Origin of the sequence: Microbispora siamensis (assembly GCF_016863095.1) — a bacterium.
Classification (GTDB): Bacteria; Actinomycetota; Actinomycetes; order Streptosporangiales; family Streptosporangiaceae; genus Microbispora; species Microbispora siamensis.
Map to the genome: position 1 here is coordinate 37,962 of NZ_BOOF01000018.1, position 25,876 is coordinate 63,837.

Annotated in this window: 21 protein-coding genes; 3 read left to right on the top strand and 18 right to left on the bottom strand. The window is 70.4% G+C overall.

Annotated elements, in window-relative coordinates; all coding sequences use genetic code 11:
* Positions 1–43: 43 nt before the first annotated feature.
* The 8 genes from Msi02_RS17380 to Msi02_RS17415 all read right to left on the bottom strand — a co-directional run bounded on the left by Msi02_RS17380 (position 44) and on the right by Msi02_RS17415 (position 9,621).
* Positions 44–2,593 (bottom strand): CehA/McbA family metallohydrolase, encoded by a 2,550-nt coding sequence (locus Msi02_RS17380; RefSeq protein WP_204049320.1) that lies wholly within the window; start codon positions 2,591–2,593, stop codon positions 44–46.
* Positions 2,586–4,076 (bottom strand): APC family permease, encoded by a 1,491-nt coding sequence (locus Msi02_RS17385; protein WP_204049321.1) that lies wholly within the window; start codon positions 4,074–4,076, stop codon positions 2,586–2,588. Before Msi02_RS17385 ends, Msi02_RS17380 begins: the two co-directional genes overlap by 8 nt.
* 74 nt (positions 4,077–4,150) lie before the next feature.
* On the bottom strand, positions 4,151–4,531 hold the full coding sequence (locus Msi02_RS17390) for a cupin domain-containing protein (protein WP_204049322.1): 381 nt from the start codon (positions 4,529–4,531) through the stop codon (positions 4,151–4,153).
* Entirely contained in the window at positions 4,528–6,195 is a 1,668-nt protein-coding gene (locus Msi02_RS17395) for a N,N-dimethylformamidase beta subunit family domain-containing protein (protein WP_204049323.1), read from the bottom strand. Before Msi02_RS17395 ends, Msi02_RS17390 begins: the two co-directional genes overlap by 4 nt.
* The gene (gene speB, locus Msi02_RS17400; RefSeq protein WP_204049324.1) at positions 6,192–7,139 is read right to left on the bottom strand and encodes an agmatinase; all 948 of its coding nucleotides are present in this window, start codon (positions 7,137–7,139) and stop codon (positions 6,192–6,194) included. Before speB ends, Msi02_RS17395 begins: the two co-directional genes overlap by 4 nt.
* 183 nt (positions 7,140–7,322) lie before the next feature.
* Positions 7,323–7,781: a MaoC family dehydratase gene (locus Msi02_RS17405; protein ID WP_204049325.1), complete on the bottom strand. Its 459-nt coding sequence runs from the start codon at positions 7,779–7,781 to the stop codon at positions 7,323–7,325.
* Positions 7,778–8,686, bottom strand: a complete 909-nt coding sequence (locus tag Msi02_RS17410) for an amidohydrolase family protein (RefSeq protein WP_204049326.1) — start codon at positions 8,684–8,686, stop codon at positions 7,778–7,780. Before Msi02_RS17410 ends, Msi02_RS17405 begins: the two co-directional genes overlap by 4 nt.
* Positions 8,683–9,621 (bottom strand): SDR family oxidoreductase, encoded by a 939-nt coding sequence (locus tag Msi02_RS17415; RefSeq protein WP_204049327.1) that lies wholly within the window; start codon positions 9,619–9,621, stop codon positions 8,683–8,685. The genes Msi02_RS17410 and Msi02_RS17415 overlap by 4 nt, the downstream gene beginning before the upstream one ends.
* Before the next feature lie 103 nt (positions 9,622–9,724).
* On the opposite strand from Msi02_RS17415, the gene Msi02_RS17420 reads away from it, so the two are divergent.
* Positions 9,725–10,555, top strand: coding sequence for a PaaX family transcriptional regulator (locus Msi02_RS17420; protein ID WP_204049328.1), 831 nt, complete (start codon positions 9,725–9,727; stop codon positions 10,553–10,555).
* 76 nt (positions 10,556–10,631) lie between these two features.
* Here the strand turns inward: Msi02_RS17420 and Msi02_RS17425 are convergent, their stop codons facing one another.
* On the bottom strand, positions 10,632–11,996 hold the full coding sequence (locus Msi02_RS17425) for an extracellular catalytic domain type 1 short-chain-length polyhydroxyalkanoate depolymerase (protein WP_204049329.1): 1,365 nt from the start codon (positions 11,994–11,996) through the stop codon (positions 10,632–10,634).
* A gap of 256 nt (positions 11,997–12,252) precedes the next feature.
* Between Msi02_RS17425 and Msi02_RS17430 the strand changes: the two genes are divergently transcribed.
* Positions 12,253–12,720, top strand: coding sequence for a MarR family winged helix-turn-helix transcriptional regulator (locus tag Msi02_RS17430; RefSeq protein WP_239108474.1), 468 nt, complete (start codon positions 12,253–12,255; stop codon positions 12,718–12,720).
* Between the two features lie 8 nt (positions 12,721–12,728).
* Here the strand turns inward: Msi02_RS17430 and Msi02_RS17435 are convergent, their stop codons facing one another.
* The 8 genes from Msi02_RS17435 to Msi02_RS17470 all read right to left on the bottom strand — a co-directional run bounded on the left by Msi02_RS17435 (position 12,729) and on the right by Msi02_RS17470 (position 22,478).
* On the bottom strand, positions 12,729–13,184 hold the full coding sequence (locus Msi02_RS17435; protein WP_204049330.1) for a GNAT family N-acetyltransferase: 456 nt from the start codon (positions 13,182–13,184) through the stop codon (positions 12,729–12,731).
* 75 nt (positions 13,185–13,259) lie between these two features.
* On the bottom strand, positions 13,260–14,510 hold the full coding sequence (locus Msi02_RS17440; protein ID WP_204049331.1) for an SGNH/GDSL hydrolase family protein: 1,251 nt from the start codon (positions 14,508–14,510) through the stop codon (positions 13,260–13,262).
* The gene (locus Msi02_RS17445) at positions 14,507–16,555 is read right to left on the bottom strand and encodes an alpha-glucuronidase (RefSeq protein WP_204049332.1); all 2,049 of its coding nucleotides are present in this window, start codon (positions 16,553–16,555) and stop codon (positions 14,507–14,509) included. Before Msi02_RS17445 ends, Msi02_RS17440 begins: the two co-directional genes overlap by 4 nt.
* Positions 16,552–17,247 (bottom strand): hypothetical protein, encoded by a 696-nt coding sequence (locus Msi02_RS17450; RefSeq protein WP_204049333.1) that lies wholly within the window; start codon positions 17,245–17,247, stop codon positions 16,552–16,554. The genes Msi02_RS17445 and Msi02_RS17450 overlap by 4 nt, the downstream gene beginning before the upstream one ends.
* Positions 17,244–18,812: a GH39 family glycosyl hydrolase gene (locus tag Msi02_RS17455; RefSeq protein WP_204049334.1), complete on the bottom strand. Its 1,569-nt coding sequence runs from the start codon at positions 18,810–18,812 to the stop codon at positions 17,244–17,246. The genes Msi02_RS17450 and Msi02_RS17455 overlap by 4 nt, the downstream gene beginning before the upstream one ends.
* Before the next feature lie 70 nt (positions 18,813–18,882).
* Positions 18,883–20,541 (bottom strand): ABC transporter substrate-binding protein, encoded by a 1,659-nt coding sequence (locus Msi02_RS17460; RefSeq protein WP_204049335.1) that lies wholly within the window; start codon positions 20,539–20,541, stop codon positions 18,883–18,885.
* A 75-nt stretch (positions 20,542–20,616) separates the two neighbouring features.
* Complete coding sequence (locus Msi02_RS17465; protein WP_239108475.1) at positions 20,617–21,489, bottom strand: carbohydrate ABC transporter permease; 873 nt, start codon at positions 21,487–21,489, stop codon at positions 20,617–20,619.
* Complete coding sequence (locus Msi02_RS17470) at positions 21,486–22,478, bottom strand: ABC transporter permease (protein ID WP_079313066.1); 993 nt, start codon at positions 22,476–22,478, stop codon at positions 21,486–21,488. The genes Msi02_RS17465 and Msi02_RS17470 overlap by 4 nt, the downstream gene beginning before the upstream one ends.
* Before the next feature lie 292 nt (positions 22,479–22,770).
* Here Msi02_RS17470 and Msi02_RS17475 point away from each other — a divergent pair, with 292 nt between their 5' ends.
* Positions 22,771–23,871, top strand: a complete 1,101-nt coding sequence (locus tag Msi02_RS17475) for a LacI family DNA-binding transcriptional regulator (RefSeq protein ID WP_204049337.1) — start codon at positions 22,771–22,773, stop codon at positions 23,869–23,871.
* Here Msi02_RS17475 and Msi02_RS17480 read toward each other — a convergent pair.
* Positions 23,819–25,849, bottom strand: coding sequence for a beta-galactosidase (locus tag Msi02_RS17480; RefSeq protein ID WP_239108476.1), 2,031 nt, complete (start codon positions 25,847–25,849; stop codon positions 23,819–23,821). The genes Msi02_RS17475 and Msi02_RS17480 overlap by 53 nt on opposite strands.
* Positions 25,850–25,876: the final 27 nt, after the last annotated feature.

Here is a 25,876-nt window from a genome sequence, read left to right on the forward strand (position 1 = left end):
GCGATTGGGCGGCGGCCGTACCTGATCGTGCCGGCGCGCGGCCTCAGCCGGCCGCCTTGCGCTCGCGCAGCAGTTCGCGCGCCTGCAGGAACGGCGCCCGCAGGAAGGCCAAGTGGTCCTCCTGCCCGTGCCGGTGGCAGACCTGGCCGGGCCACAGACGCCGGCTGCGCTCGTCGATGTACGCGAGGGAGCCGTCGACGAGGTTCAGCATGTGGTCGACCGTGGCCGCGTCGAAGCGGGCGTACTCCTCGCCCGTGCGCAGGTAGACCGGAGACGTGTGCGCCATGATCGGCCTGGCCCACACGTCGTGGTGCCGGGCGACGTCGGCGCCCGGCCCATAGCAGCGCGCGGCGATCCAGCTGTCCTCGGTCACGGGCACGTCCGCGGTCAGTTCGAGCACGCGGCCGGGAGTGTCGATCCGGCGCTCGGCGACGACGTGGCCGTTGACCACGATCTCGAGCCGGTCGACGTCGAAGATCGACTGAACGCGGGCCTCGACGCGTACGGTTCCGCTCGCGGGCACGCGGGCGTCCTGGCCCGGCCGGCGGCCGTCCACGTCGAGCCACAGGAGCGGGCCGCTGGTGACGAAGGTCGCGCCCGCACGGACGGCCCGGCACCAGGCCCAGTAGTCGAACTCCTCGTCCGCGGGCACGTGCGCGTAGGTGCGGATGAGGCCGATCGGCACCTCGCTGCTCATCTTGTCGGTGCCGCCCACCAGGGTGATCCGGTAACCGGCGTTGAGGTAGCGGTAGTACTCCTGGATGTTGTACTGGTCGTAGGCGATCATCTCGACGGCGTCGAGCCTGCCGGTGGCGAGCAGGGCCGCGGCCTCGCCGTTGGGCACGGGGAAGTGCGCCAGCACGACGGTGCCGCCCTGTTCGTGGCATTCGTCGGCCCAGTGGGACAGCGTGGTCTCCAGGCCGCCGCCGAGCTCCGACTCCTCGGCGCCGCCGGTGCACCACGGCATGATCGGGCGGCGCAGGCCGAGCAGGTTGATGTGGCCGAGCATGCCGCTGCGGTTCTCCTGGCCGGCGAACACGTGCGTGTGGCCGTCATGAGAGGTGTGCGGGCGTCCGGTGAACTCCTCGGTGTTGGTGAACAGATGCCCCCACTGGCTGAGCAGCAGGTTGGTGACCCGGACGTCCTCGCCGCGGGCCTCCAGCTCCGCGCCGAGGGTCGAGACGAAGTGCACGTGGGTGTCGCCGCTGTACCAGCCGTCGGCGGCCAGGTCCGTCACTCTGGCCAGGGTCAGCTCGAGCTCGGTCTGGCCCGGCCGGATCGTGACCGTGGTGCGCAGCGGCTCGTACTCGAACCCGCGAGCCGCCTCGACCGTGACCTCGCCCAGCGGCAGCCAGCCCTCGCAGGTGCCGTCGACGTAGGAGTAGGTCGTGGTGCCGAGGCGGACGTCGCCGCCGATGTCGAGGTTCCAGGTGTTGCCGTCGGAGTTGATGTGCCCGTGGTGGCCGTGCGGCGGGTAGGGCACCCCGTCGGCGGAACGGAAGTGGATGCGGCACGGGACCGGCTCACCGGTGGCCGCGTCCCTGACCGTGGTGCGCACCCAGGCCCGCCCGGCGTCGGGGACGCGCCAGGTGACCCCGCCGTCGCTGTGCCGCCCGGCGGTGAGCAGTTCCTCCCAGCCGCAGGCGCTGATCACCGTCTCCCCGCGGGTGAGCGTCAGCCGCGCCGACGGGGTGGCGGTGACGCGTACGTAGCCCTGGTGGTGCTCCCCCGCCGGCGTCCCCCAGGCCGGCGTCTCTCCTGGGGCCACGTCGCCGGAGCCGACCGTGCGGTAGACGTAGGTCGCCGATCCCCGGTCGACGGTCACCGCCAGGTCCTCCGAGATCGGCCCCGCCGACGGGCCGAGGTCGAGCAGGACGTCGCGCCACACCGTACGCCCGAAGGGGTCCTCGTCGAGCTCGCTGACGGTGAGCGCGCCGACGAGGATGGCCGGGCCCGCCGAGTGGATCTCCAGGACGCGGACCGTCTTCTCGGGCCGGGGGTTGCGGCAGGGCCACAGGTAGAACCGGTAGGGCAGGACGTACGGCGACCGGGCCTGCGGGTCGTCGATGTCCACGAACCGCGCCCCGGCGGCGTCGAACCGCCCGTGGGTGCGCGGCATGAGCCGGTGCTGGGCGTCGGGGACGGCCAGGAACGGGGTCTGCCCCCAGTCGAGCGGGATGGCGCGGTCGCTCCACAGCCGGGGCGTGGGCCCGATCTCCAGGCGCTGGCGCACCGGCAGCCGCTCGGTGGTCCCGTCGTCGTAGACGAGGGTGTAGTGCCCGCAGAGCTGACCGGCCATCTGCCCGTCGAACAGGTCCGGGGACTCCAGGGCGTGGGCGACCACCATCCACGTGAACGCGCGGTCCACCTCGACCGTGACGGTCGCCGGGTCCGGGCCGCCCACGCGCAGCAGCGCCGCGCCCGCGTTCCCCTCGTCGCCGAACAGGAACGGCAGGCCGTAGAGCGTACGCGGCCCGAGCGGATAGGAGTCGCCGTCGTCGAGTACCGAGCGCGGCGCGTTCAGCACGCCGGCCAGGTCGAGCGGCAGGTAGCCCCGGCAGCCGCCGGGCGATGACGTGTCGTGATCAGGCATTTCCGATGGCGGGCTCTCTCCGCCCCGCGGGCGGTTCGTCGACGGACGTCTGGGCCAGCCCGGCGTAGAGCCGGGGTGCGCGGGCCCGCAGATACAGGGCCCTTGCCACGCCGGCGACGACGGCGGCCACGCCGAGACCGACGATCAGGATGTTGGTGGTGGTGCCGGCGCCGGTCAGCAGCGGCAGGTTGCTCAGGACGAGGAAGAGCACGACGGCCAGGGCGGCGAAGCTGAGCCCGGGAGCGATCGTGGTCCGGAAGATCCCGGCCTGGGGCGCCTGCCTGCGCAGGAAGCGGATGATCGCCAGGGAGCAGAACGCCCACAGGCAGATGATCCCGAGGAACCCGAGCGCGCTGCCCCACAGCAGCAGTCCCAGGTAGGGGTCGATCCCGAAGACCGCGAACACGACGACGGCCACGGCCGCCAGCACGGTCTGCACGAGGCCGGCCGTCCAGGGGGCCTTGGTCCGCGGGTGGGTGCGGCCGAGCGCGCGGGGCAGCAGGCCCTCGCGGCCCATCGCGTAGAAGTAGCGGTTGGCCGCGTTGTGCAGCGCGAGCAGCGCGGCGAACGCGCTGGTCAGCAGCAGGATGTGCATCACCTCGGTGATCGGGGCGGGCACGTACCTGTCGAAGACGGCGACGACGAGGTTGACCGGGTCGGCCTCGGCCGCGGGTCCGATCTTGTCGACGCCGTAGGCCATGACGATGACCCAGGTGACGAAGGCGTAGAAGACGGCGATGAAGGCGACCGCGATGTAGGTCGCCCGGCGGACCGTACGGATGCCGCCCCGCGCCTCCTCGCTGAAGATCGCGGTGGCCTCGAAGCCCATGAACGCCCCGGCGACCAGGGCGAACATCGCACCGTTACCCGGGTCGAAGACCCTGCTGGGCGCGAACGACTCGGCGGACCAGTCACCGGCGCCGCCCTTCGCCAGGACGTAGACCGCCAGCACGACGAGCACGGCCGTCTCCAGCACGAGCAGGGCCCCGAGGATCCGGGCGCTGGTGTGGATGCCCCGATATCCGAGCCACCCCACGAAGACCAGGCCGACGATCGCGAACACCCACCACGGCACGTCGCGGTGGAAGTAGTTCTTGAACGTCTCGTTGGCGTACACACCGAGCGCGCCGTACGTGCTGATCTGCAGGGCGTTGTAGGCGACGACGGCGAGCATCGCCGCGCCCGAGCCCGCCGGCTTGCCCAGGCCGCGCGAGATGGTGGCGTAGAACGCGCCCGCGTTGCGGACGTAGCGGCTCATGGTCATGAAACCGACGGCGAACAGCGCCATGACCACCCCGGCGACCAGGTAGCCGCCGGGGACGGCGGCACCGCCCTTGAGGAAGTGCAGGGGGGCGACCGCGACGATGAGCGTCAGCGGGGCCAGCGCGGCCAGGACCGTGAAGACGAGGTCCTTGGTGCCCATGGCGTTGCTGGCCAGGGAGTCGGGCGCGTTCGCGGAGCTCCCGGGGGGATGACCTGGCATGGTGTGTGTGCTCCTTACTGCGGGTCGGCTCGGGGCTGAAGGCGGGTGGGGCCCGAAGGCAGGAAGGGGGGAGCTCAGCGGCTGACCGCGACGAAGACCTTCTCGCTCGGCTCCAGGGTGATCCAGTCGCCGCGGAAGCCCTGCGGGATGTGGAACGACTCCCCCGGGCCGAACTCCTTGCGCCGCCCGGACTCGTCCTGTACGGCGACGCGGCCCTTGAGGATGAAGCAGATCTCGTCATAGGGCCAGGAGTCGAACCGTACGGCGCCGGGCTCGCCGGTCCAGAAACCGCCGGTGAACGAGCTCGCGGTGCCGCCGAAGACCCGGAACTCCGCCTCCGTCCACTCGGCGGACAGCAGATGGTAGTCGCTCAGCGGGGGCACGAAGCGCTCGCCGTTCCCGGCCGTGATCGCGCGGACGGCGTCGATGCCCGTCCGGCTCTGCGGGTCGCTCACGATGCGGTTCCTCCCTGGTTCTTCACGTGGCTGTTCTCAACGCGGCCGCGCAGGCCGAAGCGGCGCAGGACGTTGTGGGTGATGCGCTCCACGAAGGGGTCGCCGAGGCCGAGCACGTGGGACCACTCGGTGGTGCCGCCGTTGAAGACCTCGCCGTCGCCGCGGGTGAACGCCGCGATCATCCCGGCGCCCCGCATCTCGCCCTCGTGCACGTAGTCGGGCAGGTCGTCGCCGAGGTCCGCGTTGTAGTTGTAGACCTCCTCCTCCGGCCCGCCGATCGGCACCCGGCCGCCGAAGCGGTCCTCCTCCCCGCGTACGGCCGGCGCGAGGGCCAGGATCTCCAGCGTCTCCGGGGCGCCGTCCTCGAACGTCGGGTACGGCAGGCCGCGCCGGAAGGTGTATTCGACCGAGTCGAGCTCGAAGGCCGCCAGGAAGTACGGGGGCCCGCCGAGCAGGTCGCCGTAGTAGAGGTCGGTCCCCTCGAAGGCCCAGTGGTGCGGCCGGTAGACCGTGAAGCCTCCCGACGAGCGGGGCGTGGCGACGCCGTAGCGGTTGTAGATCCCGCCGAGGCCGTTGAGCCCGATGGTGGTGGCACCGGGCCGTCCGACCGACTTCGCCTCCCACACCGTGGTGGCCAGGTGCGGCGTCGTGGCCGCCTCGGGGTCCAGCGACGGCAGCCGGTAGCAGTACTGCGTGGTCCCGTCGTCGCTGAGGCGCACCTGCCACTGGTAGTTGCCGCCGAACCTGGCCAGGTTGCCGCCGGCGTCGACGAACGCGTCGACCGTGTCGCGCATCCGCCACGACCAGTACTCGTCGTGCCCGACGACGATCGCGCAGGAGTACCCGTCCAGCGCGTGAGGGTCGAAGTGCAGGTCGTGCTGGGTCAGGTAGTCGATCTCGTAGCCGTTGCGCTCGGCCCACACCACGAAGTGCCGCTCGTAGGTCGCCCAGAACGCGTCGGCGTGGTGGCGGCTGTACCCGAACAGGCGCGCCCACTCGTACGAGGGGTAGCGGGGGGCGCCGTTGATCGGCAGCGTGCCGGGGTTGGCCTCCCGGGGCGCGCCCGCCGGCTTGCGGATCATTCCGCGGGCGATCGGGCGTTGCGTCGAGGCCAGCGGCGATCCGTTGTCGGAACGCGGGTCGTCGCCCAGGCCACGGTAGTGGTTGGCGCCGCCCCAGTCGTTGTAGGCCAGCATCGTGCCCGTGGTCAGCACGAGCGCGGCGGGGGCGCGCCGCCCGGCCGGTGCCTTGACGACGAAGAAGTGCTCGCGCTCCCACAATTCTCCGGACGGCGTGACCGCGCGCACGGTGACGATGTAGAAGCCGCTCCGCCAGTCGTCCGGGATCTCCAGCTCCAGCCCGACCGGCCAGCCGCAGCCGACGGCGTGGGCGTCGGCCGGCGCCTCGAACCGGCCGGCCGACAGCCCCTCGCGCGACCAGACGACGCGCGGCTCCAGCCCGTCGCGCACCACCTCGAGGTCGAAGGACGGGACGCTCGTGCTGAGATGGAAGCGGACGGTCTCCCCGGGGAAGTACGAGAACCGGTCGGTGTAACACCACACCTCGGCCGCGTCCGGGGTGCTGAAGGCACGCTCCGAGGGCCAGCCCTTCGGGGACCAGGCGAAGGCGGCGGGCAGCCCCTTCGTCGCGTTCGTGTCGCTCACTTCTCCTCCTTGAGTGCGAGCAGGCTGATCAGGTCGTAGGCCACGTGGGAGGCCGCGACGGAGGTGATCTCGGCGTGGTCGTAGGCGGGCGCGACCTCCACGACGTCGGCGCCGACCAGGTCGGCGCCCGCGAGGCCGCGCAGGATCTCCAGCAGTTCCCGGCTGGTCAGCCCCCCGGCCTCGGGGGTGCCGGTGCCGGGCGCGTGCGCCGGGTCGAGCACGTCGATGTCGATCGAGAGGTAGAGCGGCCGGTTCCCGATCCGCTGCCGCAGCGCGTCGGCGACCTCGTCCACGCCCCGGCGCATCACGTCGGCGCTGGTCACGATGCCGAAGCCCAGCCGGCGGTCGTCGTCGAGGTCCTTCTTGCCGTACAGCGGGCCGCGGGTGCCGACGTGGCACACCGCCTCGGTGTCGAGGATGCCCTCCTCGACCGCCCGGCGAAACGGCGTGCCGTGCGTGTACTCGGCCCCGAAGTAGGTGTCCCAGGTGTCGAGGTGCGCGTCGAAGTGCAGCAGCGCGACCGGGCCGTGCCGCCGGGCGGCCGCCCGCAGCAGCGGCAGCGCGATCGTGTGGTCGCCGCCGATCGTGACGAGCCGGGTGCCGGCCTCCATCAGCCCGGAGGCGGCCTCCTCGACGGTCTCGACCGCCTCGCGGATGTCGAACGGGTTGCACGCGATGTCGCCCGCGTCCGCCACCTGCATCGCCGCGAACGGCGAGACGTCCAGGCCCGGGTGGTACGGCCGGAGCAGGCGGCTGGCCTCGCGGACGGCCGAGGGGCCGAACCGGGCGCCGGGGCGATAGGAGACCCCGCTGTCGAACGGCACGCCCACCACCGCCACGTCGGCGTGCCCGACCTCGTCCAGCCGCGGCAGCCGCGCGAAGGTCGCCGGCCCGGCGAATCGCGGAACCCGTGAGGAGTCGACGGGCCCCCGGGGCACGCTCATACCTGATCCTTTCTCTCCGCCGCGAAGCCCCAGGTCAGGGGCTTATGGATGGGCAAGTCTGCACGCAAACGGACTAAACCGGCAATTGGTGCAGCAACGGAGAGTCGGGGGCAGGTTTGTGGATGAGAACAAACGCGGACGACCCGGCGGCCGGGATGGCCACCGGGTCTCAGGCGTCAGGCGTCAGGCGTAGTGCCGGTAGATCACCCGTGCCACGCAGGCGGGCTTGGCGGAGCCGTCGGTCTCGACGGTGAAGTCGAGCAGCATCTGGACGCCGTCGCCGGGGACATCCTCGACGGAGACGACGACGGCCGCGAGGCGGATCTTGCCGCCGACCTTCACGGGGCTGGGGAAGCGCACCTTCTCCAGGCCGTAGTTGACGCTCATCTTCACGCCCCGGATCTCCAGCAGTTCGGTGAAGAGCGGGATGACCAGGGACAACGTCAGATAACCGTGGGCGATCGGGCCGCCGAACGGCCCGTCCTTGGCCCTGCCGGGGTCGACGTGGATCCATTGGTGGTCGTCGGTGGCGTCGGCGAAGGTGTTCACCCGGTCCTGGGTGATCTGCAGCCAGCCGCTGTGGCCGAGATCCTTACCAGCCAGCGCCTTGATCTCGTCGAGCCCGTTCACCGTGATGGTCATGTGCCTGCCGTCCCTTCCGTGGAGCCGTCCTGTGCGCCTTCTCCCGTCCCGAGCCCGAGCAGGCGTACGGCGTTGTCCTTGAGGATCTTGGGCCGGACCTCGGGCTTGATCTCGAGCTTGTCGAAGTCGGCCAGCCAGCGGTCCGGGCTGATCACCGGGTAGTCGGACCCGAACAGCACCTTGTCCTTGAGCAGCGTGTTGGCGTACCGGACGAGCTGCGGCGGGAAGTACTTGGGCGACCACCCCGACAGGTCGATGTAGACGTACGGCTTGTGCGTGGCCACGGCCAGCGCCTCGTCCTGCCAGGGGAACGACGGGTGGGCCAGGATGATCCGCAGCTCGGGGAAGTCCACGGCGACGTCGTCCACCAGCATTGGGTTGGAGTACTTCAGCCGGATCCCGCCCCCGCCGGGGACTCCCGCGCCGATGCCCGTCTGGCCGGTGTGGAACAGGGCGACCGCCCCGAGCTCCTGGATCGCCTCGTAGAGGGGGTAGGCCATCCTGTCGTCGGGCGCGAATCCCTGGATGCTGGGGTGGAACTTGAAGCCGCGCACGCCGTACTCCTCGACGAGCCTGCGCACCTCCCGGACCCCCGCCCGGCCCTTCCAGGGATCGACGCTGCCGAACGGGATCAGCACGTCCGGATGCTCGGCGCAGCTCTCGGCCACCTCCTCGTTGGAGATGCGGGGGTGCCCGGTGGCGTGCTCCGCGTCGACGGTGAACACCACCGCGGCCATCCTCCGCTCGCGGTAGTAGGCGGCGATCTCGGGGATGGTCGGTCTCGGGTGCTCCTTGAAGTACTTCTCGGAGGCGCCGAACAGCTCGGCGCTCAGCGAGGCGTGCCCGGCGGCCGAGACCTCGGCGTGCGTGTGCACGTCGATCGCGACCAGGTCCTCGATGTTCACCGGGCCTCCGTCGTCTTCGGCGCCTCCGGCACGGGGTTCCCGGGTGCGGGGATGCCGTACGTCTCGGGGTCGGCGCCGACACCCGCCTCCCAGGCGGCGGCGATGGCCTCGGCCGTCCACCCGCCGTCGGCGAACGCCACGGCCTTCTCCTTCGGGTGGGCCCACAGCGCCAGACGGTCGCCCCCGATGCCGATCGCCTGGCCGGTCACACCCGCGGAGGCGTCGGATGCGAGGAAGACGACGAGCGGGGCGACGTCCTCGACCGTGCCCAACCCCTCGTCCCTGCGCAGCCAGTCGGGGAACGGGCGGCCGGTCCGCTCGGCCTCCTCGATGACCGGGGCGAACGCGGGAATGGTCTTGGTCATCTCCGTGGCCGCCACCGGGACCACCGCGTTCACCGTGATGTTCGCCCTGGCCAGCTCCATCGCCCAGGTCCTGGCCATGGCGACCACGCCCGCCTTGGCGGCGGCGTAGTTCGTCTGGCCGAAGTTCCCGCGCTGGCCCGCCGGTGAGGAGACGAGGATCAGTCGTCCTCCGCTCCCCTGCTCGCGCATGCGCACCGCCGCCGCCCGGGCGCAGGTGAACGTGCCGCGCAGGTGCACGCCGATCACCGCGTCGAAGTCGTCGTCCGTCATCTTCCACAGCACGCGGTCGCGCAGGATGCCGGCGTTCGTGACCATCACGTCGAGCCGGCCGAACTCCTTGACGGCCGTGTCGACCAGCCGCTCGGCGACCTCGGCGGAGCCGACCGGGGCCACGACGGCCGCGGCCCTGCCTCCCTTCGCGGTGATCCCGCCGGCGACCCCCGTGGCCGCGTCGCCGTCCACGTCGTTCACGACGACCGCCGCCCCCGCCGCCGCCAGCGCCTCGGCGTACGCGCGGCCGAGGCCGCGGCCCGCGCCGGTGACGACGGCCACCTTGCCGGAAAGATCCATAGTTGCGCCCTTCGCTCGGCAGCGTGACTTCGTCGAATGTATGGCAACTATGTGACGGTCGTCAAAGATTTGCATGACGTCGGAGACGGTCTACCCTTCTGCTGTGACCCTTGGCGGCGAAGACGACCAGACGGCGCCATCCCTGCGCCCGCAGTCCCTGATGTTCAGCTTCCTCGGCATCTACGTGCTGCATCGCGACATCGCCGTCTACTCCGGGAGCGTCATCGACGTCTTCGCCCGCCTCGGCGTCTCCGAGGAGGCCGTACGGTCGACGCTCGCGCGGATGGTGAAGCGGAACCTGCTGGCGCGGCACCGGCAGGGACGGAAGGTGTATTTCGGGCTCACCCCGCGTGCCGTCGAAGTCCTGGAGGACGGGCGCAGGCGGGTGTGGGAGACCGGCGCGGTGAACCGCGACTGGGACGGCACCTGGACGCTCGTCGGCTTCTCCATTCCGGACAGCCGCCGCAGCACCCGGCACGACCTGCGGTCCCGGCTCATCTGGCACGGGTTCGGCCTGCTGCAGAGCGGGCTGTGGATCGCGCCGGGCGTCAAGGACGTCAGCGACGTCCTTGCCTCTCTGGATCTGGGCGACCACGTCACCGTGCTGACCGCCAGGGCGTTCAAGCCGACCGAGGCGGCCGACCTCGTCGGGAAGGCGTTCGACATCGAGCAGATCGCCGCGCGCTACCGGGCGTTCCTTGCCCAGTGGGACGTCTCCCGGCCGCTCCCCGGCGCCGACGACCTCGCGCGGCAGTTGCTGCTGCACACCGACTGGCTGCAGCTCGTCCGCCAGGACCCGCACCTGCCGGCCGAGCACCTGCCCCGGGACTGGCCGGCGATCCAGGCCGAGCAGACCTTCCAGGCGCTCGCCCAGCGGTACGAGCCGCCCGCCGCCGAGCTGGCCGCCACCGTCCTGGACACGCTGGCCGTCTGACACCCGGCCGCGCCGCCCCCTGACGGCTCGCGGCGCGGCAGGGGACGGCAGGGGACAGGGTGGGGCCGAGGCCCGGTCAGGCGACGGTGCAGGCCGCGCCGTTGAGGGCGAAACCGGCCGGTGCGGTGTTGCTGCCGCTGTAGGAGGCCTGGAAGCCGAAGCTCGTGCTGCCTCCGGCGGGGATGGCGGGGTTGTAGGAGACGTTGCGCGCGGTGACCTGGGCGCCGGACTGGGTCACGCCGGCGTTCCACGCGTTGGTGATCTGCTGGTTGCCCGGCCACGTCCAGGTGACGGTCCAGCCGTTGACGGGAGCGGTGCCGGTGTTCGTGATCGTGACGTCCGCCGTGAAGCCGTTGTTCCAGGAATTGGCCCTGTAGGTGATCCGGCACGCGCCGCCCTGCTGCGGATTCGACGGGCTCGCGGACGGCGAGGGGCTCGGCGACGGGCTCGCGGACGGACTGGCGGACGGGCTGGGGGACGGACTGACGGTGGCGCTCGGGCTCGGGCTGCTACCGGTGAGGCCGAAGAACTGGATGGCGACCGCGGCCATGCCGCTCATGGGGAGACTGTGGCCCGCGCCCTGGATGGTGTACGCCTCGACCCGCACCGTCCCCGAGGCGTCGGCGTAGCGGCGGCGGCTCCACCCGGACTGCGGCGTGTCCGTGGAGGTCGGCGTCTGGCTCAGGCCGTGCACGTTCGTCCACTGCTTGATCTCCTCCTCCAGTTCGGCGTAGGAGACCACCGTGTCGCTGGTGCCGTGCCACAGCTGCATCCGCGGCCACGGCCCCCGATAATTGGGGTTCGCGTTGCGGACCGCGTCGCCCCACTGCTGCGCGGTCTTGCCCACGCACGGGGAGGAGTTGCCCCCCGGGCTGTAGGCCGCCTCGTTGGGGAAGCACGTGAACGGCACGCCCATGAACGCCGCGCCCGCCTTGAACACCTCGGGATACAGGGCGAGCATGGCGTTGGTCATCATGGCGCCCGAGGAGGCGCCGGTCGCGAACACCCGGTTCGGGTCGCCGTGATACTGCTGCTCGACATAGGTCACCATCGACATGAGCGACACCGGGTCGGTCTGGCCGCCGCGCACCTTGGACGCGTCGGACCAGTTGTCGAAGCAGTTCATCTTCTTCGACGCCGACGGATAGATCACGATGAAGCCGTACCGGTCGGCCAGCGACGCGAACTCCGTGGACGAGTAGAAGCCCGGCCCCGAGCCGCCGCAGGTGTGCATGGCCAGCACGATCGCCGGGTTCTGCTGGGCGCTGTTCGGGACGTACACGTACATGCGCAGGTTGCCGGGGTTGGCGCCGAAGTTCGTCACCTCGGTCAGCGTCGCAGCGGCGGCGGGATGCGCGGACACCAGCGCCGACACCAGGACCGCGGCGGCGCACAGCACCGCGGTGACCGCGCCGGCGAGCGCCGTGAGTAATCGCTTCATCCGCTCCTCCTTTTCCGATCGGCGGCGGTTCCCTCTTTTCGCGCCTTTTCCACGCACGTTCGCGGAACCGCCGCTCACTCGCAGGTAGTGACGTCAGCCGGTATAGGAGCGGAGGCGCCCGGCGGTCAAGACACGGCCCCAAGGGCTCCGGCGATCAAACAGGCGTTTCTCCTGCTTATCAAGGTACTTGCTATCAAGTGACTTGATAGCAAATCGCGAAACTTACATTCCGGAGATCGCGCGGTATGGTCGTCCGGTGACCGCCCGCCGCTCCCGTCCCGCCGCCCAGCCGTCCGCGCCCGCGGCACGCTTGAGCTACCTGGTGTTCCGCCTGGAACGCCGCATCCGCGCCCGCCTGGACGACGCGCTCGCCCGGCACGGCGTCACCACGACCGAATACATGGCGCTCAGCGAACTGCGCACGCGCGACGGGGTGTCGTCGGCGGAGCTGGCCCGCATCGCCTTCGTCACGCCGCAGGCGATGAACCTCGTCATCCGCGACCTGGAACGGCGCGGCCTGATCCGCCGCGACCCGCACCCGGACGGCGGCCGCACGCTGTGCGCCCGCCTCACTCCCGAAGGGGTGGCCGTGCTGCGGCGGTGCGACGATTCGCTCGACGACATCGAAGCGGTCATGCTCGAGAAGGTCGACGACGCGACCCATGAGACCCTCAGGGAGGGCCTCACCGTGTGCGCGCGGGCCCTACGCCCCGACGCGTACTGACGAGGTCGTCAGAGCAGCCTGGTCATGAACACGCTGTGCGGATCGGGCCGGTAGTCGGCGAAGGGCTCGCAGTAGCCGAACCCGAACTTCTCGTACAGCCTCCTGGCGGGCAGGAAGAAGTCGGCCGAGCCGGTCTCCAGGCTCAGCCGCGTGAAGCCCATCCGCCCGGCCTCGGCGATGATGTGCGCCAGCAGCAGGGACGCGATCCCGCTGCGCTTGCGCGCCGCCGAGGTGCGCATCGACTTCAACTCGGCGTGCGCCGGGTCGAGCCTCTTGATCGCACCGCAGCCCACGATCGTGTCGCCGTCCATCACCGACCAGAACGTGACATCGGGCGTGCGCAGGCCGTCGAGGTCGAGGGCGTGCTTGCTCTCCAGGGGCGTGATGGACCGCATCTCCCGCACGTGTTCCCGCAGGAACTCGGCGATCTGCGGGCCGGACAGGTCGTCCTCGACGATTCTCATCGCGCTCGCTCATCCAGGGTGCTCGGTGATCGGTGGCCGGGGAACCCACAGCAGGACGTCACTCTAGCCACCGCGTCAGTCGAATCCGAAGCCCGGGGGCAGCGGCTCCCGCCGGAACAGATGGGCGGGCACGGCGTCGGCGAGGGCATGGTAGCCCGCCGGGTTCAGGTGCAGGTGGTCGCCCACGTCGTACGCCGCGAGCAGCCGGCGGGGATCGGCCGGGTCACGGGCGGCGCGGTCGAAGTCGATCACCGCGTCGAACCGGCGGCCGGTGCGGATCCACCGGTTGACCGCCTGCCGGGCCGCCTCCCGGTAGCCCCGCGCGTCGTCGTAGGAGGCGTTGCCGCCGAACGGCGTCAGCGTGGCGCCGTAGACGCGGACGCCCCGCGCGTGCGCCCGCGTGACGATCTGGTCGTAGGCGAAGATCAGTTCGTCGGTCACCTGCTTCTGCGCGGCCGGGCTCGCCTCGGCGGTGCCGATGTCGTTGACCCCCTCGAACAGGACCAGCCAGGCCACGCCGCTCTGGGCGAGCACGTCGCGGTCCAGCCGGGCCAGCACGTTGGGGCCCAGTCCGTCGTTGAGCACCCGGTTGCCGCCCGCCCCCTGGTTGACCACCGCCACACCGGAGGTGGCGCGCCGGGACTGGAGGCGGTCGAACAACCGGTCCGGCCAGCGGTCGTTGCCGTTGGTGGTCGAGCCCCGGCCGTCGGTGAGCGAGTCGCCCACCACCGCCACCGCGGCGACCGGCGGCTCGGCCCACACCTCCACCCCGCTGAGGAAGTACCAGTGGTCCACCGCGGTCGCGCCGGGCAGGTCCGCGGCGTCGGCGTGGTCGCCGGCCAGCAGGAACGAGGTGGTTCGCGAGCCCGGATGCGAGGTGATGCTCGCCGAGCGCTGGCCGTCGGCCAGATGGACCGTCACCGTCAGGTTCGACCCAGGCGCCGGCTCGACGGTCAGCGGGTCGGAGACCGCCTGTGCCCCGACCGGGACGGTCACCGACGGGCGGCCGTGGAAGGTCACCGGCCGCACCGTCTCCGGCCGGATCGCGCTCACCCCGGCCCGCCCGCCGACCGGCAGCGCGACGGTGACCTTCGTGATGGGCAGCGCGGCGCCGCCGAAGGCGTTGGAGAACCGCAGCCGTGTCCGCCGCCCGCCCACCGAGACCCGGACCGTCTGCCGCAGCGTGGCATCGGCGAGAACGAGGTCGTCCCGGGCGAACGGCCAAGGCGGCATGTTGTCCGGCTCCGTCAGCTGCGGCATCGCCGTCCAGGTCGCGACCCAGCGTCCTTCTGCCCTGAAGACGCCGTCGCGTCGTGGTTCCGTCATGGGATGTGGCGGCCGCGAACGTCGGGTATGCCCGACTTGCGGAAGAAGTAGGCGTTGATCTGGTCCCGCCACTCCTCCGCGCAGCGGACCTGCTCGTCGAGAAGCTCTTTGACCCGGGCGTGCAGGGACGGGTCGAACAGTCCGGCGGCCTCCTCCCATCGTCGCCGGGCCTGTTCCACCTGCTCGGCCCCGGCGAAGTGGGTGTCGTAGATGTGCTGGATGACGGTCGATCCGCTGTGCAGCACGTGCCCGTACGGGACGTGATGGAAGAACAGCAGCAGTTCGTCGGGGCACCGGTCGAGCGACTCGTACACCTCCGACCACGGCGGCGGGTACTGGCCGGTGAAGCCGGTCCCGGTGGCGCGGGTGCGGTCCACGCCGACGCCGTCCCGGTCGGCGAAGTGATAGGTGCCCCACGGCGTGTACTCGTATCCGTCCACGTCGGGCCCGTAGTGGTGGCCGGGACGGACCATGAACCCGACGCCCAGCGGCGCGGTGTACCGCTCATAAGTGCGCCAGGAGTCGTCCATGATCGAATGCACGGTGCGGCGCAAACGCTCGACGTCTGCGCTCGTCCCGGACTCGCTCACGGGCACGAAGGTGAGGTCGATCCACTCGTCGAGGATCGCCGCCGGGTCCGACCACGGGTCCCAGGCGAGCCTGCCGAAGGCGTACAGGTTGGCCTGGGCGAGCGGATGACCGGTCCAGTAGGGGTCGTCGCCCACGTTGGAGACCCCGACGAGCCCGCCGCCGTTTCCGTCGGCTCCCCCGGCGACGTCGGCCACGGCGGTTCCGTCCGGTCCCCAAGGGCGGAAGCCGAGCACCTCGCGCCACATTGGGGCGAGGTAGCAGACGTGCCGCTGCTGGCCGGTGTACTCCTGCGTCACCTGGAGTTCGACGGCCAGGCGGGTGGCGGGCATGGCCGCGATCACCGGCGACACCGGCTCGCGCACCTGGAAGTCGATCGGGCCGTGCTTCACCTGCAGGATCACGTTGTCGCGGAACCGCCCGTCGAGCGGGGCGAAGTGGTCGTACGCGGCGCGGGCCCGGTCGGTCGTCCGGTCGCGCCAGTCCTGCCGGTGGTTGTAGACGAAGGCGCGCCAGTGCACGACCCCGTCGTACGGCGCCAGCGCCTCGGCGAGCACGTTCGCGCCGTCGGCGTGGTCGCGCCCGTACGCGAACGGGCCGGGCTGACCCTCCGAGTCGGCCTTCACCACGTAGCCGCCGAAGTCGGGGATCGCGTCGTGGACCCGATCGGTGACGTCCGTCCACCACTTGCGCACGTCCTCGTCGAGGGGGTCGGCGGTCGGCAGCCCCCCGAGGACGACGGGCGAGGCGAAGCTCACCGACAGGTGGACCCGAATCCCGTACGGCCGCAACACGTCCGCGATCACGGCGACGTCGCCGAGCCGGTCGGTCAGCAGGCGGGCCTCGGTGGCGTGCACGTTGACGTTGTTGACCGCGACCGCGTTGATCCCGCAGGCGGCCAGCAGCCGCCCGTAGGCGCGCACCCGGGTCAGGTCGCCGCGCGGCCCGCCGTCGTGCCAGAAGATCGACCCGCCCGCGTAGCCGCGTTCGACCTGGCCCATCACCGGGTGCACATCGACGTTGTCCCAGTGGTCGAGCGTGCGCCGCCGCGTCGCGGGCCGGTGGTGCTCGGCCTGCCGCTCGCCCGTGAACGCCGACTCCCCGAGCCGTACGACGTGGAACAGGCCGTAGAGCAGCCCGGCGGGATCGTCGGCAAGGACCACCGTGACGCCGTCGTGCCGCGCGAGCAGGTATCCCTCGGTGCCGATCGCGGAATCGGGCCGGACCCCGATCGCCGCCTGAGGCTCCGCCGTCGTGAGCGCGAGCACGAAATCATATGCCCCGCCGTCGGCGCCGCGGCGCACGCGTCCGCCGTACTGCGCGCAGGCCCGCGCCACCTCGTCGCGCACGGTCTCGACGAGGAGCCCGTCGCCGAGCACGAGCGTGCGGCGCGAGCCGATCGCCCGGAACGCCTCCGGCGGCAGCCACGCCGGGTGGACGGCATCAGGAGTCGTCACGAGGCCCCCTCGACGGTGAACCGCTCGGTGACCTCGGTGATCATCGGGCGGCTGTTCAGCAGCAGCGCCGACGCGAACACCGAGGCCAGCAGCGCCAGCGCGGCCTCGGTGGCGACCAGCGTGACGCCGGCCGCGACGACCAGCAGGCAGGCGTTGGCCAGCGCGACCCGGGGCGAGGAGAAGAGGAAGTAGGCGGCCAGGCGGGCGACGTCCCTCGCCCGGAAGGCGAACAGCGATGTGATCACAAGTGCGTTCGCGCCCCAGAGGGCCGCCGCCAGCGCGATGAGGACCAGCAGGATCGCCCACCACCCCGGGACCCCGGCGGCGCCGAAGTTCGCGAGCGTCGATCCGACGACGGTCAGCCACGCCAGCCACGGGATCCAGAGCTTCATCACCCCGCGGACGTTCATCCGGTAGCCGCGCCAGAACGCCGCCGCCGGATGGAGGTCCGTCAGGTCGAGCCGGCGGTGGTGCACCGCGTACAGCGCGGCGGACAGCGCCGGGCCGGCCGGGAGCGCGCAGGCCGCGGCCAGCGGGACGTTGGCGGCGTCGTGGCCGAGCAGGACGAGCCCGGCCAGGCCGGGCACGGTGGTGGCCAGGACCAGGAGCTCGACCACGAGCAGCGTGTAGACCAGCGCGGAGGCGCGGGAGAGCGGTCCCTGGCCGAACCGCCGCATCGTCGTCTCGGTCATGGCGCGGCTTCCCCATTCGAAGCGAGCGCGTCCAGGCCCAGCAGGCGGCCGTCGTCCCATCCGTCCCCCCAGGGCGGGGTCTCGTCCACGACGGGCGTGATCTCCAGCAGGGTGACCTCGTGGCGGTCGAGGGTGATGTCCAGACCAACGCGCCCGCCTTCGACCGGCAGGCTGCGATGGCTGCGGACCGGCTCGGCCGCCTCCCGCAGCGCGTCGAGCTGCCGGGGCCGGGGGGACGCGGGGCGGCCCATCTCGCACCACGCCCTCCAGGCGTTGCCCTTCTCCTCGCTCACCGACGAGCGCAGCAGGAAGGCGCGGCCGGGCCGTGACCCGGAGAGGGAGCCGACCGGGATCGACAGCCGCACGTTGTGCCCGTCGACGGGCGGGCCGCCGGTGACGTCCACCGGCGCCCATGCCAGCGCGGTGACCCGGCCGGAGTCGTCCCGCGTGACCAGGTGGTCCGGTCCGCGCGCCAGGATCTCCTCGCCCATGCGGGCCATGAAGGCGTACAGGTGGTAGGTCGGCTTCTTGATCTGGCGGTGGGTCAGCAGCCCGAAGCCGCCGTGGAACAGCGACGTCGGCACCCCTGCCTCCTCGAACACGTCGCAGAACGTCCAGTAGGAGAAGGAGTCGGCCAGGTCTCCCCCGGCGGCCAGCACCGGCGCGAGGTACGCGGCGTGAAAGGCCGTGTCGTGGATCGGGTTGTCGGGCCGGTAGGAGGAGTTGAACTCGGTGATGTGCACGGGCAGGTCCGCCAGCGGACCGCCCCGGAGCTGCCGCCGGGGTGTGGCGAACTGCTCCAGCAGCCGCGACGGCGGGGCCAGCGTCTGGTGCACGCCGAACGGCACGTGCTGGGCCGGGCCGGAGGTGTAGGCGTGCCGGCTGACGAAGTCGATCGGCAGGGACCGTTCGACGACGAAGTCGGCGAAGCGCACCAGCCAGTCGTCGGAGCCGGGAGAGATGGCAGGCCCGCCCACCTGGAGCGAGGCGTCCACGTCCTTGACGGTGTTCGCGGTCACCTCGTACAGACGGTGGTAGGCGTCCCGGTCCGCGTCGAGCCAGAACTCCTTGAGATTGGGTTCGTTCCACACCTCGATCGGCCAGGTGCGCACCTGCTCAAGGCCGTACCGGTCGACCAGGTGCGTCACCGTGGCCCGCACCAGCGCGGCCCACTCCTGCCAGTCGCGGGGCGGGGTGATGTTGCCGCGCCACCAGAACACGGTCTGGTCGCCGGACGCGAGCCCGGACGGCATGAAGCCCAACTCGACGAACGGCTTGATCCCGAGGCCGAGGTAGGCGTCGATCACCTGGTCCACGTAGGTGAACACGTGCCGCACGTGCCGGGTCCCCCGATACTCGTACGGCCGGTGGACGCCCACCCCGTCGCTCAGCAGCCCGTGCCCCCGGATGTGCCGGAAGCCGATCTCCCGCTGCACCAGCGCCAGCGACTCCTGGTAGTCGCGCCGCAGGGCCAGGTCGAAGCGGCCGGTGCCCACGCAGAACCGCCAGGCGTCCGTGAGCCGGTTGGGGGTCTCGTCCGGAACATCGGGGACAGGATCGCGCATCGTCATCCTTCACTCACCGTTGCCGACAGCGCGCGCCGGCCGTGGGACAGGCACGGCCGGCCCGGGCCGGTCAGCCGTGCTCCTTCTTGTAGCGCTCGTACGCGCCGTTCACGAGGTTCATGTAGGACGACACGTTCTTCGCCTCGAGCTCCTTGACGTACGCGTCCCACTCGTCGAAGCTCCGCTTGCCGAGGATGAAGTTGAGCATGTTCTGGCTGACGTGGTCCTTGAGCGGCGTCTCATACAGCGAGGCCTGCTCGCGCTCCTCGTCGGTGAGCGGATGGGGAGGCGCCACCGGCAACGCCTTCCTGGCGTTCATCGTCTTCTGGAACTCGATCTCCTCGTCGGAGAAGGTCGACTGGAGCAGTTCGGTGCTGCCGCCGTAGGCGAACACGCCGTTGGAGAAGCCGAAGTCCTTCTGCAGGTGCTTGGGCGCGCCGGGGTTGAGCCCGACGAAGTCGACGTCCTTCGCCAACTGGAACTTGCCGGAGGAGTCCTTGGTGTACGTCGTCCCCTCGACACCCCACTTGGCGAACACCTGGCCCTCGTCGGAGTACCAGAGCCAGTCGATGAACTGCATCATCGCGACGAAGTTCTTGCTGTCCCGGGCCTTCTTGGAGATCATGACGCCGTTCTCCAGGCGGGTGGTGTTGGACCCCGCCTTGATCGGGCCGAGCGGCCCGATGGGCACCGGGATCTTGATCAGCCTGGCTTTCGGGTCCGCCTTCTTCAACGGCGGACGGTATTCGTTGACCAGCGTCTGCGCGTTGGTGCTGATCGCGAAGGACTTGCCGGACACCAGCTTCTGGATCGCCTGGTCGTCCTGCTGCGTGAAGCTCTCCGGGTCGAGCAGTTTCTCCGTCACCAGCGTGTTGAGGAACTGCAGCGCCTGCTTGAACTGGTCCATGGCGCCCACGTAGGCGAACTTCTGCGCGGTGGGGTCCCACATCACACCGTTCGTGTAGCCCCACCCCCAGGGGGCGCCGTAGCCCGTGCCGAGGTAGTTCATCAGGGCGCCGCCCGGCGTGGAGACGGTCCCCCACCGATCGGAGAAGGGGTAGGAGTCCGGGTGCTCCTCCTTGATCGCCTTCAGCACGGTGTGCACGTCGTCCCAGGTCTGCGGAATCTCCAGGCCGAGCTTGTCGAGGACGTCGGCGCGGACCGCCATGGTGTAGTCCACCCAGTAGTCCTCGTGGAGGCCGGGGAGCACGTAGAAGCGGCCGTCGGCCTGCCGGAGCGTGTCAAGGTCGGGCTGCAGGTTCCACTTGGCGACCTTCTCCTTGAAGTTCGGCATCAGGTCGAGGTAGTCGCTGACCGGCAGGACGGCGCCGGAGGCGACGAAGGGAGTCTCCTGGCCGGGGTAGGTCTTCGGGATGATCATCGGCGCGTCGCCGGCCCCGATCAGCAGGCTGCGCTTGTTCTCGTAGTCGCTCAGCGGCACGACGTTCGGCTGGAGCGTCACGTTGGTCCGCTTCTTCAGCTCGGACCAGAACAACCAGTCGTTCTTGATCGGATAGAACGGGTGGTTGTTGTAGAGGATGCTGAACGACAAGGGAGCAGTGGCCTTGAACTGCGTGCCGACGCCGTAGTCGGCCATCGCGCCGTCGCGGTTCGCCGCGAAGCCGTCGCCGCTCTTCTTGCCGCCGGAATCGCCGTCGCTGCTGCAGGCGGCGAGCGCGAGGAAGGCTCCCACGGCGACCATCGCCTGACGCCGGTTGATCTCATACATGAAAGGGGGGTCCTTTCCCTGGGAAATGAGCTGGGGAAACGGGCTGGGTGGAAGCGAGATGAGAGGTCCGGCGTGTTATCCCTTCACCGCGCCGAGCATGACGCCCTTGACGAAGTACCGCTGGACGAAGGGGTAGACCACCAGGATCGGGATGACGGTGAGCACCATCGTCACGGACTTGATGTTGGTGGCCACCGTCATGTCGGTGGCGTCGGCGCCGACGGACGTGCCCGTGGTGGCGCCGGCGATGAGGTTGCGCAGGTAGACGGTCACCGGGAACAGGTCGTTCTGACTCATGTAGAGGAAGGCCGCGAACCACGAGTTCCAGAACGACACGGCGTAGAACAGCACCATCGTCGCGAGGACCGCCTTCGACAGCGGCAGCACGATCCGGAGCAGGATGCCGTAGGTGCTCATGCCGTCGATCGCGGCGGCCTCTTCCAGTTCGGTGGGCAGGCCCTCGAAGAACGCCTTCATCACCAGGAGGTTGAAGACGCTGACCGCGTTCGGCAGCACGATGGCCCAGATGCTGTCCTTCAGCCCGAGGCTGGAGATGAGGATGTAGTTGGGGATGAGCCCGCCGGAGAAGAACATCGTGAAGACCGCTATCCCGATCAGGAACGTGCGGCCCTTCAGGTGCTTCTTCGACAGGACGTACGCGTAGCACGTGGTCATGACCATCGCGATGGCCGTGGCGACGACCGTGTAGACCACCGTGTTGCGGTAGTTGGTCCAGAACGTCGGGTCGGAGGCCACGAACTCGTACGTACGGAAGGTGAACCCGACGGGGACGAGGTTGACCTTGCCGGCGCGGATGGCGAACTCGTCGCTGAGCGACCGGGCGACGATGTTGACGAAGGGGTACACGGTCACGACCACGACGCCGGTCAGAATGATCGCGTTGACCACCCGGAACACCCGGTAGCCCCGGGTCCTGTCGACGGTCACCACAGGCTCGTCCCCACCGTGCGCCGGGAGATCAGGTTCGCCGACATGACCAGGGCCAGCCCGATCACGGCCTCGAACAGGCCGATCGCCGCGGCGTAGCTGAAGCTGTTGGAGACGATGCCCATCCGGTAGAGGTACGTGGAGATCACGTCGGCGGTGGGATACGTGAGCGGGTTGTAGAGCAGCAGGATCTTCTCGAAGCCGACCGCCATGAACGTGCCGATGTTGAGGATCAGCAGGGTGACCGCGGTCGGCCGGATGCCGGGGAGGGTCACGTGCCAGACCTGCCGCCACCGGCTCGCGCCGTCGATCCTGGCCGCCTCGTACAGCTGCTCGTCGATGGTCGTGAGCGCGGCGAGGTAGATGATCGTCCCCCAGCCGACCGTCTGCCACATCTCGGAGGAGACGTAGATCGTCCGGAACCAGCCGGCCTCCTGCAGGAACGCGATGGGCTCGTTGCCCGCCGCGCGCAGGAGCTGGTTGACCGGCCCGTCCACCGACAGCATCTCCATGACCAGCCCGGCCACGACCACCATCGACAGGAAGTGCGGCAGGTAGGACACCGACTGGACGAACCGCTTGATCCTGCGGCCGCGCAGCTCGTTGATCAGCAGCGCGAGCACGATCGGCGTCGGGAAGCAGAACAGCAGGGTCAGCGCGCCGATGACCACGGTGTTGGTGAACACCTGCCAGAACGACGGGTCGTTCAGGAACATCTTCACGTAGCGGAGGCCGACCCATTCCTCGCCCAGCACGCTGCCGCCTGGCTCGAACTTCCGGAAGGCGATGACGTTCCCGATCATCGGCAGATACCGGAAGACCACGAAGAACAGCAGCGGGAGGATCGCCAGCGAGTAGAGCTGCCAGTCACGGCGCAGCGCCTGTCGCCACGTGCGGCGCGGCGGGCGCTGCTTACGCGCGGGATCGGGCCGCGCCCGCCGGGGATCCCCGGTGTCCGGCGACGCGTCGATCGTCCTGGTGGTGCTCATCCCGTGCCTCCGGTGCCATCCGAACGGATCCACGGCGGCGCGTGCGGCCGCCGAAGGGGGCGGCTTCGCGCACCCCGCACCGGGAAACGGCACGACAGCGCGAACCGAAAGTTTCGAAAGTTCTCAGTAATATTGCGGAAATATAAGACCCGGACATGGGTGCGTCAAGAGGGCAGTCAATTGCCGAGACTCCGCCCTAGCCGAGCCGAATACACCCTGGATCTCGGCATATCTCAGGGCCTTTCGATGGTAGAGTTTCGCGAAACTTTCGGAAAAACCGACGAGCGGACAGATGACCAGCCCCTCCCCCGCCCGCGATCCACGCCCCGCCACGATCGCGTCCATCGCCGAAGAGCTCGGTGTCTCGGTGACCACGGTCTCCAAGGTCCTCAACGGCCGGCCCGACGTGGCGCCCGACACCCGGGAACGCGTCGAGGCCGGCCTCGCGCGGCACCAGTACCGCCGCCGCCCGAAGCGGCGCGCGCTCAAGGGGCAGATCGACCTCGTCTTCCACCAGCTGAACTCCGTGTGGTCCATGGAGATCATCCGCGGCGTCGACTCCGTCGCGTCCGCCGCGCGGATCGATGTCGTCCTCTCGCAGCTGGGCGGGGCGCACCGGCCCTCGGACGAATGGCTTGACGGCGTGCTCGATCGGCGGCCTCTCGGCGTGCTGTTCGTCCTGTGCGGTCTGTCGCAGGCCCAGCAGCAGAGGCTGCGGCGACAGCGGATCCCGTTCGTCGTCGTCGACACCGACGGCGAGACCTCGGCGTCCGTGCCCGTGGTCGGCTCGAACAACTGGGACGGCGGCCTGCTCGCCACGCGTCACCTTCTGGAGCTGGGCCATCGCCGCATCGCGGTCGTCTCCGGCCCCCGCGACGTGCTGTGCAGCAGGGCACGCGTCGCCGGTTTCCGAGTCGCCCATGACGAGGCGGGGCTCCCCGTCGATCCCGACCTGGTCCGCTACGGCACCTTCTACGTGAACGCCGGCTACGAGCACGGCATGGATCTCCTGACGCGTACGGACCGGCCGACGGCGATCTTCGCCGGTTCCGACCTGCAGGCACTCGGCGTCATCCGGGCGGCGCGGCGGCTCGGCCTCGACATCCCGGGGGACCTGTCGGTCGTCGGATACGACAACGTGCCGGCCGCCGCCTGGATCGACCCCGCCCTCACCACGGTGCACCAGCCGCTGTCCGACATGGCGGCCGTCGCGACCCAGACGCTGCTCGACCTCGCCCGCGGCCTGGACGTCGCCGTAAACCGCATCGACCTCGCGAACGAACTCGTGGTCCGCGAGAGCACCGCGCCTCCAGGGAAGCCGCCGGGCGGCCGGGCCACGGTCACGCCGGCCGCGCCCGGCGGACGACCGCCGCTCCGAGAGGAGGCACGCTGACCTCCCCTGACGCCGGCAGGCCGGTGAGGAGATCCGTACCGGGGCTTCCGAGAGGGACGGCGACGGCCGCCTCCGCGTCGTGGTTGAGGAGGAAGAGGTATTCGTGCCCTTCGTCCTCGCGGACCGTGCACTCCAGGTGGGTGGGGAGGCCGTCGAAGCGGTTCCCCACGCCCGCCGCTCTCAGCTCGCCGATCAGCACCCGGTCGAAGGCGTCCTGTTCCAGGAGGGTGGCGAAGTAGACGACCCGGCCGGTTCCGAAGCGGTTGGCGACGACCGCGGCGCGCCCCTTGAGCAGCCCGTCCGCGTAGGTCGCCAGTGCGGTCCCGGTTTCGAGGTGGATGTCCTCGCGCCACCAGTCCGCCGTCGCCGTACGTCCGTCGGCGAACTCGACGGTGAACCGCTCGCCGGGACGCGCCGGCCAGTATTCGTCGATCTTCGCGCCGATGAGGCGGCGGAAGGCGCCCGGGTAGCCGTCCGGCCGGACCCGGTTGCACTCGTCCACTACACCCGAGAAGAAGGACATGACGACCGTCCCGCCACTGCGGGCGAACTCGGTGACGGCGGCGACGCCCTCGTCGTCGACAAGGTACGCGTTGGGCACGACCAGCACCTTGTATGGCGACAGGTCGCTCCGGGTGGACACGACGTCGACCGCGTAGTGGTGCTCCCACAGCGGCCGGTAGTGCCGCATGACGGTCTCCACGTAGCTGAAGTCGTTGCGGGGCAGGCCCCACAGCTCTTCCAGCCCCCACCAGCCGTTCCAGTCGAACAGGACGGCGACCTCGGCCCGCGTGGTCGTGCCCGCCACGGGTGCGAGCAGCCCGACCTCACGGCCGAGGTTCGCGACCTCCCGGAAGGTGCGCGACTCCGGACCGGAGTGCGGCAGCATCGCGGAGTGGAAGCGTTCGTGCCCGCCGCGACCGGCCCGCCACTGGAAGAACATCACGGAGTCGGCTCCGCGCGAGACCGCCTGGAGCGAGCCGAGCCGCATCCGGCCTGGCTCCTTGACCACGTTGAGCCTCCACTGGCTGACCGCGCTCGTGGCCTGCTCCATGAGCAGCCACGGCCGCCCGCCCTTGAGCGACCGGAACAGGTCGAACTGGAAGGCCGACGCCACGTGCGAGTCCGGCTCGGCGGGGTCGGGGTAGATGTCCAGGGCCGCCGCGTCCTCCTCCGGAGCCCAGCGCCAGTAGTCGGCGTTCCGGTAGAAGCGCATGAAGTTGGTGACGATCGGAATGTCGTCGCGGAAGGAGCGGACGATGTCGCGCTCGGCGACGAAGCACTCCAGCAGGGCGTCGGAGGTGAAGCGCTTGAAGTCCAGGATGCGGCTGGGGTTCATCCACGTGCGGGGGACGCTCGGCACCTCGACCTGGTCCCAGCCCGTGTAGACCTGCCCCCAGAAGCGGGTGGTCCACGCCTCGTTGAGGGTTTCCAGGTCGCCGTACCTGCGCCGCAGCCAGCGCCGGAAGCCAGCCGAGGCGGCCTCGTTGTACGCGGTAGGGCCGTACTCGTTGCTGATGTGCCACATGGCCAGGGCGGGATGGAAGGAGTAGCGCTCGGCGAGCCGCCTGGTGATGTTCGCCGCGTGCTCGCGGTAGATCGGGGACGAGGGGTCGTAGTGCAGGCGGTTGCCGAAGCCGAACCGCTCGCCGTCCGCCATGACCGGGAGGACCTCGGGGTGCCGGTGGATCAGCCAGGCGGGCGGCGCGGCCGTGGGAGTGGCCAGGTTGACCGCGATGCCGTTCTCGTGGAGCAGGTCCATGACCTCGTCGAGCCAGCCGAACTCGTACGTGCCGGGCTCCGGTTCCAGCGAGGCCCACGCGAAGACGCCGAGCGACACGAGGTTCACCCCCGCCTCCCGCATGAGCCGGACGTCCTCCCGCCACACGGACCGGTCCCACTGCTCGGGGTTGTAGTCCCCGCCGTACGCCAGGCCGCCGACCCGGTCTCTCAAGGCGCGCATGCGAGCGTCTGTCATCGAAGGCTCCTGTGCTGGGTCAGGTCA